General features: G+C 69.9%; 13 protein-coding genes. 5 read left to right on the forward strand and 8 right to left on the reverse strand.

What is annotated here, in order from left to right; translation table 11 throughout:
* Positions 1–4: 4 nt before the first annotated feature.
* The 3 genes from OG406_RS02515 to OG406_RS02525 form a co-directional block, all read right to left on the reverse strand.
* A complete protein-coding gene (locus tag OG406_RS02515) occupies positions 5–505 on the reverse strand; it encodes a GNAT family N-acetyltransferase (protein ID WP_266850214.1) in 501 nt (166 codons plus the stop codon).
* A gap of 89 nt (positions 506–594) precedes the next feature.
* On the reverse strand, positions 595–1,266 hold the full coding sequence (locus tag OG406_RS02520; RefSeq protein WP_267049707.1) for a DUF4232 domain-containing protein: 672 nt from the start codon (positions 1,264–1,266) through the stop codon (positions 595–597).
* Between the two features lie 338 nt (positions 1,267–1,604).
* A complete protein-coding gene (locus OG406_RS02525; RefSeq protein ID WP_164375749.1) occupies positions 1,605–2,162 on the reverse strand; it encodes a DUF1062 domain-containing protein in 558 nt (185 codons plus the stop codon).
* 407 nt (positions 2,163–2,569) lie between these two features.
* On the opposite strand from OG406_RS02525, the gene OG406_RS02530 reads away from it, so the two are divergent.
* Positions 2,570–2,950, forward strand: coding sequence for a PASTA domain-containing protein (locus tag OG406_RS02530; protein WP_326841386.1), 381 nt, complete (start codon positions 2,570–2,572; stop codon positions 2,948–2,950).
* A 719-nt stretch (positions 2,951–3,669) separates the two neighbouring features.
* On the opposite strand, the gene OG406_RS02535 is transcribed toward OG406_RS02530, so the two are convergent.
* Together OG406_RS02535 and denD are read right to left on the reverse strand one after the other, a co-directional pair.
* Positions 3,670–6,081, reverse strand: coding sequence for a beta-L-arabinofuranosidase domain-containing protein (locus OG406_RS02535; RefSeq protein WP_329183658.1), 2,412 nt, complete (start codon positions 6,079–6,081; stop codon positions 3,670–3,672).
* 271 nt (positions 6,082–6,352) lie between these two features.
* Positions 6,353–7,360, reverse strand: a complete 1,008-nt coding sequence (gene denD, locus OG406_RS02540) for a D-erythronate dehydrogenase (protein WP_329183659.1) — start codon at positions 7,358–7,360, stop codon at positions 6,353–6,355.
* Between the two features lie 228 nt (positions 7,361–7,588).
* Between denD and OG406_RS02545 the strand changes: the two genes are divergently transcribed.
* The 3 genes from OG406_RS02545 to OG406_RS02555 all read left to right on the forward strand — a co-directional run bounded on the left by OG406_RS02545 (position 7,589) and on the right by OG406_RS02555 (position 9,387).
* Complete coding sequence (locus tag OG406_RS02545; RefSeq protein WP_164375745.1) at positions 7,589–7,942, forward strand: VOC family protein; 354 nt, start codon at positions 7,589–7,591, stop codon at positions 7,940–7,942.
* A gap of 153 nt (positions 7,943–8,095) precedes the next feature.
* Positions 8,096–8,878 (forward strand): maleylpyruvate isomerase family mycothiol-dependent enzyme, encoded by a 783-nt coding sequence (locus tag OG406_RS02550; RefSeq protein WP_329183662.1) that lies wholly within the window; start codon positions 8,096–8,098, stop codon positions 8,876–8,878.
* Positions 8,879–9,003: 125 nt separating this feature from the next.
* Positions 9,004–9,387 carry a VOC family protein gene (locus tag OG406_RS02555; RefSeq protein ID WP_329183664.1) on the forward strand — a complete coding sequence of 128 codons (384 nt, stop codon included), beginning with the start codon at positions 9,004–9,006 and terminating at the stop codon, positions 9,385–9,387.
* Positions 9,388–9,453: 66 nt separating this feature from the next.
* On the opposite strand, the gene OG406_RS02560 is transcribed toward OG406_RS02555, so the two are convergent.
* Both OG406_RS02560 and OG406_RS02565 read right to left on the reverse strand, forming a co-directional pair.
* Positions 9,454–11,154: an alpha-amylase family protein gene (locus OG406_RS02560; RefSeq protein ID WP_329183666.1), complete on the reverse strand. Its 1,701-nt coding sequence runs from the start codon at positions 11,152–11,154 to the stop codon at positions 9,454–9,456.
* Positions 11,145–12,149: a TIGR03885 family FMN-dependent LLM class oxidoreductase gene (locus OG406_RS02565; protein WP_164375742.1), complete on the reverse strand. Its 1,005-nt coding sequence runs from the start codon at positions 12,147–12,149 to the stop codon at positions 11,145–11,147. The genes OG406_RS02560 and OG406_RS02565 overlap by 10 nt, the downstream gene beginning before the upstream one ends.
* A 473-nt stretch (positions 12,150–12,622) precedes the next feature.
* Here OG406_RS02565 and OG406_RS02570 point away from each other — a divergent pair, with 473 nt between their 5' ends.
* Positions 12,623–13,027: a hypothetical protein gene (locus OG406_RS02570; RefSeq protein WP_266850219.1), complete on the forward strand. Its 405-nt coding sequence runs from the start codon at positions 12,623–12,625 to the stop codon at positions 13,025–13,027.
* Between the two features lie 258 nt (positions 13,028–13,285).
* Here OG406_RS02570 and OG406_RS02575 read toward each other — a convergent pair whose 3' ends face one another.
* Positions 13,286–14,893, reverse strand: a complete 1,608-nt coding sequence (locus tag OG406_RS02575; RefSeq protein ID WP_266850220.1) for a sensor histidine kinase — start codon at positions 14,891–14,893, stop codon at positions 13,286–13,288.
* Positions 14,894–14,940 lie beyond the last annotated feature (47 nt).

The following is a 14,940-nucleotide window of genomic DNA, read 5'->3' on the forward strand; positions in this document are numbered from 1 at the left end:
GGGGTCAGACCAGCCGCTTGTGCATCACGACGCAGGGCCGCTCGAACCGGACGTCGGCGCGCCGGTCGATCTCCTGCCAGCCGAGCGAGCTCCAGAAGGCCGACGCCGAGGGGTTGTTCTCCAGGACCGCGAGGCGCAGGCCGTCCCGCCCCTGCCCGAGGAAGCGCTCTTCCACAGCACGCACGAGCAGACGGCCGACCCCTTGCCGCCGCTGATCCCCCCGCACCATCAGCAGCCCGATCCAGGGATACCCGTCCTTGGGATGCCGGTCGAGCAGGCAGACCAGCCCGACGGTGCGGCCACGGCCGTCCCGGGCGAGCAGAACGTGACCCCCCTCGCTACGGGCTTCCTCCCGCAGATCGGCTTCGACCCGGTCGGGTTCGATGTGCTCGGGGTCGTACTCACCGGCGGCGCGACAGTACTCGGGGTTGCTCACGTAGATCCCGACGACGTCGGCGATCTCGTCCGCGGTGAACGTCATCGGGGAGAGGGTTGGTGTGACCACGGGGGCAAGGGTAGCGAGGGCCGTACGCGGGGTGTGGCTCACCCGCGCGCCCGCTGCATGGCCGGCCGGATGGCTGCACCTCTGGCTGCTCACAGCGACATGATGAAGTCCAGGGCCAGTCCGGAGGGCGTCATCCAGTAGGTGACACGGCCGCCGTCGTCGACCGTGAGCGTGTCGACGCCGGGCATCGGCACGTCGACCGGGCCGCCTGCGGTACTGCCGGGCTTCCGGCCCTGGAGGACGACGCCGATGGTGTGGGCCTCGTAGGTGTCCCGTTGGCCGCCGCTGACGAGCAGAGCGGCGTTGGCCTCGTCGCCCGGAGCGAGCGTGGCGGGCGCTTTGGGGTCGCTGTCCTTGATCAGGGCGACAGGGGCCTGCGCATCGGCTCCGAGTTGCACGCGAGGGTAGCCGTAGACCGTGCAGGTCTTGTTGCCGGCGTTGGTCACGGTGAGCAGGAGGTGCCGGACCTGGTCGCCGGGCTCGTCCTGACTCGTGCTGGCGAAGGAGAGAGCGGCTGCGGCGCAGACCACCGTGCCGTCCGCCTCCGCTCCGTCGCCGCCGCCTCCGTTCGCCGCCGTGTCGCTCGAACTGCCGATCGGCGTCGGCGACCCCGTCCCGGTGGGCTTCGCCGAGCTTGTCCCCCGCGACGACGCCGAGCGGGTGGTGTCGGGCCGGGCTGTCGTCGTGGAATCGTCCGGGCCGTCTCCGGCGCCTGCCTCGCACGCCGTGGACGCGAGCGAAGCGATGATCGCCGTGGCCACCAGGAGGCGGCGCCTCCGATTCCTTTGCGTTGTGCGAACCGCAGCCTTCATGGTGCTCCCCCGTTGTCAGTCGCACGCGGCCGGACGATGACGACGTCCGGCCGTCCCGTTGCTCCGCAGCGCCCGGTTTCGGCAGGCCTTGGTCTCTTCGGCCGCACAGTCAGGCATCCCCGGGCCAGGAGCGTCCCATCCAGAGCGCGGGATCCGCATCGAACCGAGGGGTGATCCCGCGTAAACCTGTGCCGTAGCCCTCAGCAAACCTTCGCCGTAGCGCCGACGACCGCGGGCCTGTCCGGCGGCAGGTGCCGGACAAGCCCGTGGGTCCCCAGGAGGACGGCTCAGCGCTTCAGGGTGAACGTGAAGTCGCCGGACAGTGTGCCGCTCAGCCGGACTGCCGAGACGAGGTTGCCCTCCTTGAGCAGTCTTTCGACCTCGGACCGCGACAGGGCGCAGCCTTCGGCGATCAGCCGCGCGGGTCTGACAGGGATCCGCGCCGCGAAACGGACCGAGACATCGAGCACCTCGTGGTCCAGGTGATCCGGGTCATCCGGTCCCCCGGTGTCGAGACGCCAGGCGCCGGCCCAGTCGAGGGTGATGCGATTACGGCGTCGCACGATCGGATCCTGGAGCAACTCGGCCGCCAGACGTGGATCGTTGTCGTGCAGCCTCTCCAGCAGTTCGGGTCGTACGGAGCGCACGTTCACCCGCTCGAAGACAGTGAGCTTCTCGGTTTCCCCGCAGCCTGTGCAGAGCACGAGGAGCCAGGCGTCGAGGAGCTTGTGGTGCGCGTTGACCCGAAACTTGCGGCTGGGCCGGAAGCGTTCGGACGCACAGGCGTGGCAACGGCGGCGAACGAGGGGAAGGCAGGTGGGAACGACCACCCAGCTTTTGAGCACAGAAGTACACCGGTTTCAGTGAGAAGTCCGCAGCAAAAAGGAGCGCGGCGCACCTGCGCGACGCGCGACAGATCAGCTCTCGGGAGGTCTCACACGGTGTACAACGGCACGTCCTCACTCAGACGACTCGGCTCGGCAGCACGGTAGCGGTGCCGAGCGCCGCTGCTCCACCGGTTTTCGAACACCTCGCTGCCGAGTGTTCGTCCAACGACCGCCTCGTTGGCCCGCTTTGGGGGGGCACCTGGATGGACGGAGCTTCAGCCGGGCCCACTCCACGGCGCAGAGGAAGTGGCCGGTCCGCGCCCCGCCTACGTCTCGATGCGTATGGCGCCGCGCGCGAGCCGTCGGTCACCCTGATGTCCTGCACGCCCTGAATGTCCCGGGGCCTCATCAACGGGGAGTCCGCCATGCACCACCTCGCCCCTCGCCCACTCCGTCGCGTCGCCCTCCCCCTCGCCGGCCTGCTGCTGGCGGTCGGCCCTCTCACCGCCTGCCACAGCACCGATGACGACAACAACCCGACGTCGCCGACGCAGGCCACGGCCAGCCCCTCCCCGACCTCCGACAAGCAGCCCGGTCCGACGTCGACGCAGGGCACCGTTCCCGACCTGACGGGTCACACCGTCGCCGACGCCCGGAAGCAACTCGCGGATCTGAACTACGGCATGGCCTTCACGGACGACTCCACCATCGGCGACGACTCGCTCACCGTGACCGCCCAGTCTCCGGCGCCCGGAACCCCGGCCAAGACCGGTACGACCGTCACCATCACCGTGCCCGACCACTGAGCGGACACTCAGCCAGGCGGCCGGTCCCACCGCTCCAGTACGCGAGACACGAACCGCTCGCACGGCGGTCACGCCCTCCTGGACGCATGGGCTCCGGCAAAACAACGGATCCCGCCCCCTGTGTTCATGGGGGCGGGATCCGCATCATGGAGCGCTGGGCAGGCCTTGCACCTGCATCTCCCCGCAGGAAGCGGGACGTCTTTCCTTGGACCACCAACGCAACGCAGGCCGCCGACAGTTGCCGGGGCGAGCACTACGTGAAGTATACCGGCCCTTCCGACTGCTGGACGCACGGGTGTTCCCACTGGATTGAAGCGCGACACCCTCTCCCCCGCCCTCCCGGGGCAGCGCACGGCCGGGGCGGAATCATCACGAGGACGCAACAGAACAATCGGGGCGGCCTGAAAGTTCCCGACGGGGGCACCCGGCTTTCTGCGACACCGATGGGTGCCGCTCTTCCGAAGGAAAGAGAAAGCCGTGTACATCGGACTGGGTACCGTCGTCCTCATCATCGTCATCGTCGCCGTCGTCATGATGCTGCGCCGCGGCTGACCTTCCGCACCCGCACCACCGCACGGTCAGCCATGATCCGTAGGCGGCAGAAGGGGCGTGAGGGGCAGGTCCGGCGTGACGCGTCGGCACCGGGTGACCCCGGAGACGCTCGTAGAGAAGAGAGGCCGCCCTGCTGGGCGGCCTCTCTCTTCATGTCACGGCTTCCGTCACAGGAAGCGCCACAGATGGTCCGACGTTCCGTTGTCGTCGAACTGGACCACCTGGGCGCTGTTGGCCGTGGACATGCGGTCCACCCCCAGGACCTTGCCGCTGTTCTTGTTGCGGATGCGGTACCAGCCGTCGGTGTCGGCGATGAGGGACCACAGGTGGTCCGCGGTGCCGTTGTCGTCGAACTGGACGACGATCGCGCTGTTGGCCGTGGACATCTGGTCGACGCCCAGGACCTTCCCGCTGTGACCGTTTCGGATCAGGTACCAGCCGGAACCCCTGTCGACGAGTTGCCAGGCGTGGTCACCCGTCCCGGTGTTGTCGAACTGGACGACGCGTGCGCTGTTGTCGGTCGACATCCCGTCGACGCCGAGGACCTTGCCGCTGTTCTTGTTCGCGATGCGCCGGAACGGGGGTTCCGGTGTCCAGGCGTGGCCGTCGGGTGTCGCCGTCGGGAACGACGTGATGCGCAGGCGCGCCGCGCCCATGGGAATGAGGGTGACCGTCTCCACCGGGGCGGCGCTGCGCGCGGGGCTCTGCTGGAGCGGGGCGACGACATGTTCGTCGTCCGCGATCCACTCCGGGATCTTCCGGGCCTGTGCCGAGAGGTGGAGGGGGCTGGCGCCGGGGGTGAAGGGCTGGTCCGGGACGGAGGAGCTGGTCCGTGCGAGGGTCAGCGGGGTGTCCGGGAGGAGGCCGTAGTTCCAGGCAGTGGTGGCGTGAACCTCGTAGGCGGGGAACGTCGCGTCCCCGGCGTAGCGGTCGTAGCGTTCGCCGATCTTCAACGAGTAGGTGAGCGGGCCTCGTTCGGCGCTGACCGCGTCGTGCTGTCCGGGCCAGTGACGCAGGCGGGCCTGCTGGGGAAGCTGTAGACGGACGGTGTCGCCGTCGTGCCACGTGCGTTCCACCCGCGCCCAGGCCGGGCCGTCCGGAGCGGCCAGCGGGGTGCCGTTGACCTTGAGCTGGGGACCGCGGCACCAGCCGGGGATGCGCAACTGGAGGGGGAAGCTGACAGGTCGGGGCGTGGAGAGGGTGAGGGTGACCGTGTCGTCGAAGGGGTAGCCGGTCTCCTCGGTGATGGTGACGGTCGTTCCGCCGGCGACCGTGGTCTTGAGGGTGTTCGGGGCGTAGAGGGCCGCGGCCAGGCCTCCGTCGGCGCTCGCGAGCCAGAGTTCCTCGGTGAAGTACGGCCAGCCCATGCCGTAGTTGTGGGGGCAGCACCTGTACTGGTCCACTCCGGCCTGGAGGGACTGCATGGCGAAGTCGTTCTGGAACTGCCCTTGTGTCTTGGGGTGGTTGTCGAGGTCGATGCTGTTGCCGCTGGTGATGTAGTGGAGGGACTTGCCGTCCGGGTCGAGGGAGGCCGGCAGCATGTTGAAGGCCAGGTCCTCGCAGCGGTCCGCCCAGACCGGGTCTCCGGTGATCCGGGTGAGCAGTTCGTGGCTGGCCATGAATTCGACGATGCCGCAGGTCTCGAAGCCCTGCCGGGGGTCGGCGAACCCGGGTCGGTAGTTCTCGTCCCCGGCCATGCCCCCGCCGGGGAACTGCCCGTAGGCGTTCATCACGGTGTCGTAGGCCCGGTAGGTGGCGCTCGTGAGGTCGGCGGAGCCGGTGAGCTGGGCGTACTGGGCGGGCTCGCGGAAGCCCTGGGCGATGTTCACGTTGTGCCTGCTGGGCGTCGCGCCGGTCCAGTCGGCGCCCTGGGTGTGCATCTTGGCGGCGAGGTCGAGGAGGAACGCGTCGCCGGTCCGGCGGTAGAGCCACACGGTGATGTCGAGGCCGTCGCCCCAACGGTAGGAGACCCAGCTGCTGTTGAAGGCGCCGGGTCCCTGGGCGTTCATGAAGCGGAGGAACCGGGTGAGGAACGGGACGATCCGCTGGTCGCCGCTGTACTCCTCGTGGGTGCGCAGCGCTTGCAGGAGGGGCAGGAAGGGCCAGAAGTCGGGTCCGCCGTTGAGCGAGGTGCGCAGAGCGCGCGGGCCGAAGAAGCCGTCGCTCTGCTGGGTGGCCAGGATGGCGTCCACCCACTCCCGCGACCTGGTCAGCGCGTGCGCGTCGCCCGTGGCGATCGCCAGCGGGATGTATCCGCGGAGCCAGTAGGGAAGTTCTTCCCAGGAGTCGCGCTCCGGGTGCACCCAGCCGGTGGCCGAGAAGTCGAGGAAGTGGGAGAAGCTCTCGTATCTGCCGCACAAGCCGTCGAGTTGCAGCCGGAGTTGACCCGCGAGCCAGCCACGGGCGGTCACACTGCCGGGCGGCAGCTTCCGGAACGCGTCCGGCTTCCGCGTCTCGGCGCGGGGCTGGGGGGACACGGCGGGGGCCGCGGCCGCCGTTCCCGCGAACGGGACACCGAGTGCTGTGGCTCCCAGGGTGAGGGAGCCCATCGCGAGGAGGTGGCGTCTGCTCAGTGACATGCGGGTGATCTGCCTTTCGCGAGGGGTCGACTGGCAGTGCGACAACGTTGTCCCCGGCATGGGGCAACGTCGGATCATCCAGGAGCGGTTGCGTGACGCCCGCTTGGCGGGACGACGGTGTGGGAACTCTCGGGCCTCTTGTACAACGTTGGAAATGTGGTCGCCGACATGCATGACAGCACGGCATGGACAGCCTGTCCAGGGTTCACGCACGCCCTGGGGCGTGCCTCTCAAGTCCCCTGTTCCTGCGCGCCGTTCCCCGTGGGACGGCTCACCTCATGACGGCGTCGGGGTGGTCGGAGACGTAGTCCCGCATCACGGCGAGGAAGCTCGGGTCGGGCCTCAGGCCCAGTGCGGCGGCACGCCGGCTGTCGAGAACGGACGGCCATGAACCCACGATGGCCTCGACGGCCGGGTCGGGCGCTACGGTCACCAGGTCGACGGCGGATGCGCCGCCCACCTTCCTCAAGGTGTCGAGCATGTCGGCGACGGAGACGGTGAGCGCGGGAAGGTTGACCGGCAGTCGGCCCGTCAACTTTCCTACGCCTAGGCCGCGTTCGGCCTCCGCGACGCGGAGGATGCCCTCGATGGTGCGCCGCGGCGACGCCAGCGCGACGCGCGTCCCGGGATCCACGGGGCAGATGGCGGGCAACTTCGCGAGGGGTTCGCGGATGATGCTGGACAGGAACCCGGATGCTGCCGCGTTCGGGCGTCCCGGCCGCACCACGACGGTCATCAGCCGGGCGACGCGACCGTCGACGAATCCGCGGCGGGTGAAGTCGCCGAGGACCTGTTCACAGACGAGCTTCTGCATGCCGTAACTCGACTGCGGCAGCGGCACGGTCGACTCGCTCACCGCGGGTGGCAGGGGCAGCGCGGCGTCCGGGCCGTAGACGGCGAGGCTGCCGGCGAACAGGACCCGTGGAACGGGACCGCCGGTGGACGACTGTGCGCGGGCCGCCTCCAACAGAGCGCGCGTGGTGTCCACGTTCGCGCTCATGCCCAGGTCGAAGTCGGCCTCGCACTCGGCCGAGACGGCGGCGGCCAAGTGGAAGACCACGTCGACCGGCGCCGTGAACACCTCCCCCAGGGTGTCGGTCAACTCCCCCTGCACGACGTCCACGAGGGGGTCATCAGCCGACGCGAACCCGGAATCCACGAGCCGGTCGACCAGCACCAGGCGGGTGATCGGCGCACCGCCGAAGGTCCGCGTCCGCAGCAGGCTCCCGACGAGCAGGCGACCGAGGAACCCGTACGCCCCCGTGACAACGATCCTCATACGACGCCCTCTCATCCCTCGCGCCCGACCTCCCGGAACGGTGGATGCGGCGACGTCACGTCCGCACCCTCCGCTGTCGTGCAGCATCCTCGTGCCGGGGCGAATCCACCACACCGCCCTGCCGCCGCGCGTCGGGGAGACGCCGGTCACCGGTTTGGTCATGACGTAGGTCGTTTGCCCGCTGGATCATGCCCGCCTCTGGAACCCTGGCAGGTCTAGGCTCGGCGCATGACCTTGGAATGGGAGCAGCTCGTTGTCGACTCGGTGGATCCTGCGGCGTTGGGGCAGTGGTGGGCTGATGCTCTCGGTTGGGTTGTGGTCGACTCGTCCCCTGATGAGTTCGAGATCCGCCCGACGCCAGATCGCCTGCCGGGACTGCTCTTCGGCCGCGACCCCGGGAACAAGACGGTGAAGAACAGGCTGCACCTCGACTTCAGGCCGGACGACCAGGCCGCCGAGGTGGCCCGCCTCCTGGCCCACGGCGCCCGCCACGTCGACATCGGCCAGGGCGAACAGCCATGGGTCGTCCTGGCGGACCCGGAAGGAAACGAGTTCTGCGTCCTCGGCCCACGACGGCAGTAGGTGGGGGCGTGGTCCGGCATGTGTGCGTGGTGGGGTCCCCCGCGGCAGCACGCTGCGAACGCCGGACCACGATTCACCGCCGCCGGGATCGACGGCGGCGGCAGCCCGGAAAATCGTTGTTCGCCTGTCGGAGCGCGGTGATAGACAGTCCGCGTGGCCACGACTCTTGAGTTCCCTGTCCTGCTGCGGATGATCGACGAACGGGCGTCCGCGTTCCGGGCCGTTGTCGCTTCCGCGCCCAGCCTCGCTGTGCGGGTGCCGACCTGTCCCGAGTGGACGCTGCGGGATCTGGTGCAGCACCTGGGTGAGGTGCACCGTCGCTGGGCCGCCACGGTCGCCGCAGGCCCTGCCGACACCCGGCCGACTCCGGCCGCTCCGGAGGGGGCCCCGATCGTGCCGCAGGACCGCGAGGCGTTGCTGGCCTGGTCGGCGGAGTCCACGGAGCAACTCCTCGGTGCTCTGCGGGATTCCGGCCCGGACCGGGGCTGTTGGACGTGGTGGGGTGGGTCGCAGTCGCCGCAGACGTGTGGTGCGGTCGCCCGGCACCAGGTCCAGGAGGCCGCCGTGCACACCTATGACGCCCAGATCACCCTGGGCAGCCCGGAACCCCTGCCCCAGCAAGCGGCACTCGACGGTGTCGACGAGTTCCTGTCCACCTGCTGCTCGGGGCCCGACGCGTGGCCGCACGAGCCGTGTGTCGTCGACTACGAGGCCACCGAGGGCCGCTCCTGGCGCCTCACCCTCACCGCCGACGGCACATCGGCCTCACCTCTCCCCACACCCGGCGAGACCCCGACCGAGGCCGACGCAACCATGAAGGGCACCGCCGGCGACCTGGTCCTGGCCCTGTACGCCCGCATCCCGGTGACCTCCCTGAAGATCGAGGGCGACGGCCGCATCTTCGACCGTCTTCTGGCGTGGGACCCGGATGCGTAGGTCGCGGCAGGGGGCCTCAGCGGCGTCCTCCCGTTCACAGACCCGACCTCGATGCACCCCCTGTCCGTGGCGCCCGAAGCCCAACTCGATGGCGGATGGTGTCGAGGTCGGGAAAGCTCGGGTTCATGGTTTCAGTGATTCAGAACGTTGCCATCGACTGTGCCGACGCCTACGCGCTCGCTCGGTTCTGGAGCAGTGTGACCGGGCGGCCGGTGCATCCGGAGGACGGGCCCGGTGTCCGTGAGACTCAGGTGATGTTGGAGCAGGGTCCGGTGCTGTATTTCAACCAGGTCCCCGAGCCCAAGACGGTCAAGAACCGGGTCCATCTGTGTCTGCGCCCCAAGGGTTCGCGCGATGAGGAGGTGGAGAGGCTGCTGGGGCTCGGTGCCACCTTCGTCGGCGATCACCGGCATCCCGATGGTTCGGGATGGGCGATCCTCGCCGATCCCGAGGGCAACGAGTTCTGCGTCCTGCGCAGCGAGTCCGAGCGGGCCGGCGTCAGCCCCTGAGAGGACCGCTGGACCTGGCCGGCCTCCTGCCGCGGAGGTGCCGGCCCTGCCAGGGGCCGACGTGGCTCACCCGCCCGCCACCCGCTCCGCGTCGTCCGCCGACGTGCCCCTGCGCAGCCAGCGGTAGCCGTAGGGCGGGAGTTCCACGGGGAGTACGCCGTCGTCCGGGATCGTGAGGGCTGCGTGGTGGTCGTCCAGGAGGTCGGTGAACCTCGTGCCGGGGGTGGAGTCCGGCACGCGGAGGCGGGCGGTGACGGTGTGGCCGGAGAAGTTGTGGAGCGCCAGGACGCTGCCGTCGGTGGTGTGGCTGAAGTGGGCCAGGACCGCTCGCTCACCCGTGTCGAGCACGCGGTACTCGCCCCAGGCCAGTTCGGGAGCCTCCCGGTAGCGCTCCACGAACAGCCGGATGCGGCTCAGCAACGAGCCGGGGTCGCGGCTCTGGTCGTAGACGTTGACCTTCCTCGGGGTGAAGGCGCCGTCCGCGAGCGGGTTGGGGAACTTCTCGGGGTCGGCGGTCGAGAATCCCGCGCCCGTCTCGGGAGTCCACTGCATGGGGGTGCGGACGGCCTGACGTCCCTCGGCGGAGAGGTTCTCCCCCATGCCGATCTCCTCGCCGTAGAAGAGGACCGGGGTGCCCGGGAGGGTGAAGAGCAGGCTGTAGGCGAGTTCGACGCGGCGCCGGTCGCCGTCGACCATGGGCGGCAGCCTGCGTCGCAGGCCCCGGTCGTAGAGCTGCATGTCCTTGTCCGGGCCGAAGGTCTCGAAGACTTCGGCGCGTTCGGCGTCGGTCAGCTTGTCCAGGGTGAGTTCGTCGTGGTTGCGGACGAACGTGGCCCAGTGGGCGTCGCGCGGGGCGGCGGGGCGTTCCCGAAGTGAACCGGCCAGCGGCCCCGCGTCCTCGCGCGCAAGGGACAGATACATCTGCTGCATGCCGACGAAGTCGAAACACATGGTGAGTTCGTCACCGCGGTCCGAGTCCGGGTCGCCGAAGAAGCGGGCGAGGTCGCCGTACGGAAGGTTCACCTCGCCCAAGAGGACCGACTCGCCGTTGCGGCGGCCGAGGAAGGCGCGCAGATCGGCGAGGTAGGCGTGCGGGTCCGGCAGCGCGCCGGCGTCGTCCTGCCCGTCCGTCTCCAGCAGGAAGGGCACGGCGTCGACCCGGAACCCCGACAGACCGAGCTGTGTCCAGAAGCCCATGACGCGGGCTATCTCGTCCCGCACTGCGGGGTTGGCGACGTTCAGGTCGGGCTGCTGCTTGTAGAAGCGGTGCAGGTAGTACTGGCCGCTGCCCTCGTCGTACTCCCAGAGGCTGTCCTCGGCGTCGGGGAAGACCACGCCCTGGGGGCCGTCCTCGGGAGGCTCGTCCTGCCAGACGTACCAGTCGCGGTGGGCCGAGTCCCGGCTGGAACGCGCGTCCTTGAACCACGGGTGGTCCTCGGAGGTGTGGTTGACGACGAGGTCGGCGATCACGCGGATGCCGCGGTCCTTGGCGGTACGGACGAACTCGGTGAAGTCACCGAGCGTGCCGAGGCGGGGGTCGACGCCGTAGAAGTCCGTGATGTCGTACCCGTCGTCGCGTTCGCGCGTCGGATAGAAGGGCATCAGCCACAGGCAGGTCACACCGAGCCGTACGAGATGGTCAATGCGCTGGGTGAGGCCGGCGAAGTCGCCGATCCCGTCGCCGTTGCCGTCCTGGTAGGTCTCGACGTCCAGGCAGTACACCACCGCGTTCTTCCACCACAGGTCGGACGTGCGGGTCAGACGCATCGGTACTCCTTCGCCGTGGCGGGGAACGGACGGGTGACGTCGAGCTGAGGCAGCACCTCTGCCCCGAACGCATCGATGAACGGGCCCTGTTCGCGGCCCACATGGTGCAGCATCACGCTGTCGAAGCCGAGGTCGGCGTACTCCTGGAGCCAGGCCGTGTGCTGCCCGAGATCGGAGGAGACGTTGACCGTGCGCGCGACCTGCTCGGGCGTGACGTGCTCGCTGACGATGTCGAAGAGTTCCGCGGAGTCCAGGTCCCAACTGGCCGGGGGCGAGTGGACGTTGGTGCGCCACTGGTCGTGGGCCAGCGCCAGCGCCTCGTCCTCGTCGGGTGCCCAGCTCAGGTGGACCTGGAGGTGCAGGGGACCGCGGCCACCCGCGTCCCGGTAGGCGTCAGCGATCTCGCGCAGCCGTTCGCGCGGTGCGTTGACCGTGATGAGGCCGTCCGCCCATTCGGCGCACCAGGCGGCGGTGGCCGTGCTGCACGCGGCCCCGATGAGCGGCGGCACCGCGGGCGGCAGGGTCCACAGCCGTGCCCGGTCCACGGTCACCAGACCGTTGTGACTGACCTCCTCCCCCTCGAGGAGTGCGCGGATGATGTCGACGCACTCCCGCAGGCGCGCGTTGCGCAGGTCCTTGCGGGGCCAACGGGCGCCGGTGATGTGTTCGTTGGATGCCTCTCCGCTCCCTAGGGCCGCCCAGAACCTGCCCGGGTACATGGACGCGAGACTCGCGACGGCCTGGGCGACGATCGCGGGGTGGTAGCGCTGGCCGGGTGCGTTGACGACGCCGAACGGTGTCTGGTCGGTGGCCTGGAGCGCTGCGCCGAGCCACGACCAGGCGAATCCGGACTCGCCCTGGCGCACGCTCCACGGGGAGAAGTGGTCCGAGCACATGGCGGCGGTGAACCCGGCCTGCTCCGCCCGCACCACGGCGTCGAGGAGATCCGCGGGCGGGATCTGTTCGTGCGAGGCGTGTAATCCGTAGACAGTCATGGCGCGCCGAGTACCCACGCGCGCGGACCTCAGTGGGGTCCGGGCCGGGGGAAGTTCGCGGAATCGCGGTAGTGCTGGTCCCGTCACGGCGCGCCGTGCCGCGTTCGCCGTGGTGGGAGGCCTGCGGGTCGGCGGCGCGAGCTGCCCGGCCGCGCGAGGAAGAGGTCCGCGCGATCGCGGTCGTACCGACACTGCCCCGCCTCCGGCGTCCCGCCGACGCGCATGCAGCGCTGCCGCCCCTGCCGCCCTGCGTTCCCCTTCCGTCCTCCGCTCCCCCCTCCCTCCTGACTGCCTCCTCCGTCGTGCCCGTGATGAACGGCCACCACGTGCACGGTGATGGTGGTGTGGGGCGCGACGTCACCGCGCCGGACACCACCCGGGCGAGGGACGGTCTTTCCCCCGGTGGAGCGGATCTTCCGTACAGCCGGGTGATCACCCGCACCCCGGAGGGGGACACGGCTGTTGATCATGGCGTGAGTACCGCGGGCATTCTTCCGATACTGACCGATCCGAACACCGCTGTCGGGGACACCGACCGTGCGAAGGAGCCGGGCGCCGGCGCGCCCGGCGACATAATCATCCGTTCCTGCACCACCATCGACCAGGCTCTGCGCATCGAGCTGCAGGGCGAGATCGACCACTACAGCACCGGTGCGCTCCGGGCGCTGCTCGCCTCGGCCGCCGCCCTGGGCTATGTCCATCTGAGCGTCGACACGCGGCACGTCGTCTTCGCGGACTCGGCGCTCCTGAACGCGCTCGACTGCTGGAGCCGCTGTCGGCGGCGCCTTCGGTTCGGTCCCCGCTCCGCCGTCGTCCAGCGTCTCCTGGACGCAGCGCGCCCCGTCCGCCGGACGGCACCCAAGGGGGTGCGGGTATGACGTCCGCCCGCACGGGCGTGGTCGCACACGCGCCGGGTTCCCTCAGCCGGTTCGGGCCGCCCGGCCCCGACGGATCCGTCAGGCGGCGCGTTCGGCGCCGGGTGCGTCACCGCCGTCGCCACTGACCCGACCACAGCAGCACCGGTAGGCGAGCTGGTGTCCCTCCTGCCGTTCGACCCCCCGTCACACGGACGCGGGGGCAACGCCTGGTGTCAGGCGTTGCCCCCGCGTCTCTCGCGTCCCGGCTGTCGGCCGCTGTCAGGACGTCGGCACCGTGTCGGCGCGGGTCTCCGCCGGCTCCGCCGACGGAAGGCCCGTCGCCGGCGGCTCGCTCGCCAGGGTGAACATGATGCGGGTGCCGTCGGTGTACCCGGGGTCGACGAAGATGGTCCCCCCGTGGAACTCGACGATCTTCTTGCACATCGCGAGCCCGATGCCGCTTCCCTTGTACGTGTCCTTGGTGTGCAGGCGCTGGAAGATCACGAAGACCTGCTCGGCGTACTCGGGGTCGATGCCGATGCCGTTGTCCGTGACGGCGAACTTCCACAGGCTGCCGTCCTGTTCGGCGGAGACGTGGATCGCCGGCGCCTCGCCGGGACGCCGGAACTTGACCGCGTTGCCGATCAGGTTCTGCCAGAGCATGCTCATCTGCGTGGGATCGGCGACCAGGGTCGGCAGCTCGTCCCGGGTGATCACCGCACCCGACTCCTCGATGCCGACACTGAGGGCGGAGAGGGTCCGCTTCATCACGCCGTCGAGGTCGACGCTCTGGTGGGCGTGGTGCACCCGGCCGACGCGGGAGAAGTCGAGCAGGTCGTTGATGAGGGTCTGCATGCGGTTCGCGCCGTCGACCGCGAAGTCGATGTACTGGTCGGCGCGGTCGTCGAGCTGACCTCCGTAACGCCGCTGGAGCAGCTGGGTGAAGCTGGAGACCTTGCGCAGGGGTTCCTGGAGGTCGTGGGAGGCGACGTAGGCGAACTGCTCCAGCTCGGCGTTGGAGCGCTTGAGGTCGGCGGACTGCGCGTCGAGCCGCAGTCGGGACTCCTCGCTGAAGTCCAGTTCCCGTACGAGCCGTCGGCGCATGAACTCGATCTCGCCGCCCAGCCTCCGCAGGTCGGCGGGGCCGGTCGGGGTGATGGGGTGGCCGAAGTCGCCGTCGGCGATGGTGCGGGCGTCGGATCCGAGCTGTTCGAGCGGTGCGGTGATGCCGCGGCGCAGCGCCTCGAAGACGATGCCCGCGAGCACGACGATGAGGAGCGCGATGGTGGCGAACACCCAGTTCCGCAGGCGCATCGTGGAGGCCAGGTCGTCCCGGGTCCGGGTCCGGTCGTCGCGGAGTCTGTCCTGTTGGGCGGTCATGGCCGCCCTCAGCCGGTCGAAGTCCTTCTTGCCCGCGGCGGCTCGCTCGCCGGCTTCCGGTGACGGCGACCCGGGCGGCGAGGCGGCGACCGGCCGGGCGATCTTCTCCTGCCAGGTCCTGATGTCGTCCTGCACGGTCTTCAGGTCGCGCAGGCGGGCGGGGTCACCCCGGAGCAGTTCCGCGAGCCGTGCGGTGTTGGTCTTCTGCTCGGCGAGTCCCTCGCGGTAGGGGTCGAGGAAGTCCGGCGTGCCCGTGATGCCGTAGCCGCGGATGCCCGTCTCCTGGTTGAGGAGAGCCGATTCCAGGCGGATCGAGCTGGTCAGGGCGGGCGACTTCACGTCCACGAGGTCGTCGCTGATCGTGGCCGTTCGCCCGAGGACCCAGGCCCCCATCGCCCCGAGGAGGCCGAGGACGGTCAACGACACGGCCACTCCGACACGGAGCCAGCGCCGGGTCGTCCACTTGGACAGCCCCCGCGTATGCGGCAGCCTCTCGTCGCCGGTCATCCTCTGACTCCTCCGTCGTGACGGCCGCCCTGAGGGCGGCGCAGCGC

The organism is Streptomyces sp. NBC_01428 (assembly GCF_036231965.1).
Taxonomy (GTDB): Bacteria; Actinomycetota; Actinomycetes; order Streptomycetales; family Streptomycetaceae; genus Streptomyces.

Coding starts and splice junctions, on each gene's coding strand:
- OG406_RS02535 (WP_329183658.1), bottom strand. CDS start 6,081: ATGTCACTGAGCAGACGCCACCTCCTCGCGATGGGCTCCCTCACCCTG.
- OG406_RS02560 (WP_329183666.1), bottom strand. CDS start 11,154: ATGCGTCTGACCCGCACGTCCGACCTGTGGTGGAAGAACGCGGTGGTG.
- OG406_RS02575 (WP_266850220.1), bottom strand. CDS start 14,893: ATGACCGGCGACGAGAGGCTGCCGCATACGCGGGGGCTGTCCAAGTGG.
- denD (WP_329183659.1), bottom strand. CDS start 7,360: ATGAGGATCGTTGTCACGGGGGCGTACGGGTTCCTCGGTCGCCTGCTC.
- OG406_RS02530 (WP_326841386.1), top strand. CDS start 2,570: ATGCACCACCTCGCCCCTCGCCCACTCCGTCGCGTCGCCCTCCCCCTC.
- OG406_RS02545 (WP_164375745.1), top strand. CDS start 7,589: ATGACCTTGGAATGGGAGCAGCTCGTTGTCGACTCGGTGGATCCTGCG.
- OG406_RS02565 (WP_164375742.1), bottom strand. CDS start 12,149: ATGACTGTCTACGGATTACACGCCTCGCACGAACAGATCCCGCCCGCG.
- OG406_RS02555 (WP_329183664.1), top strand. CDS start 9,004: ATGGTTTCAGTGATTCAGAACGTTGCCATCGACTGTGCCGACGCCTAC.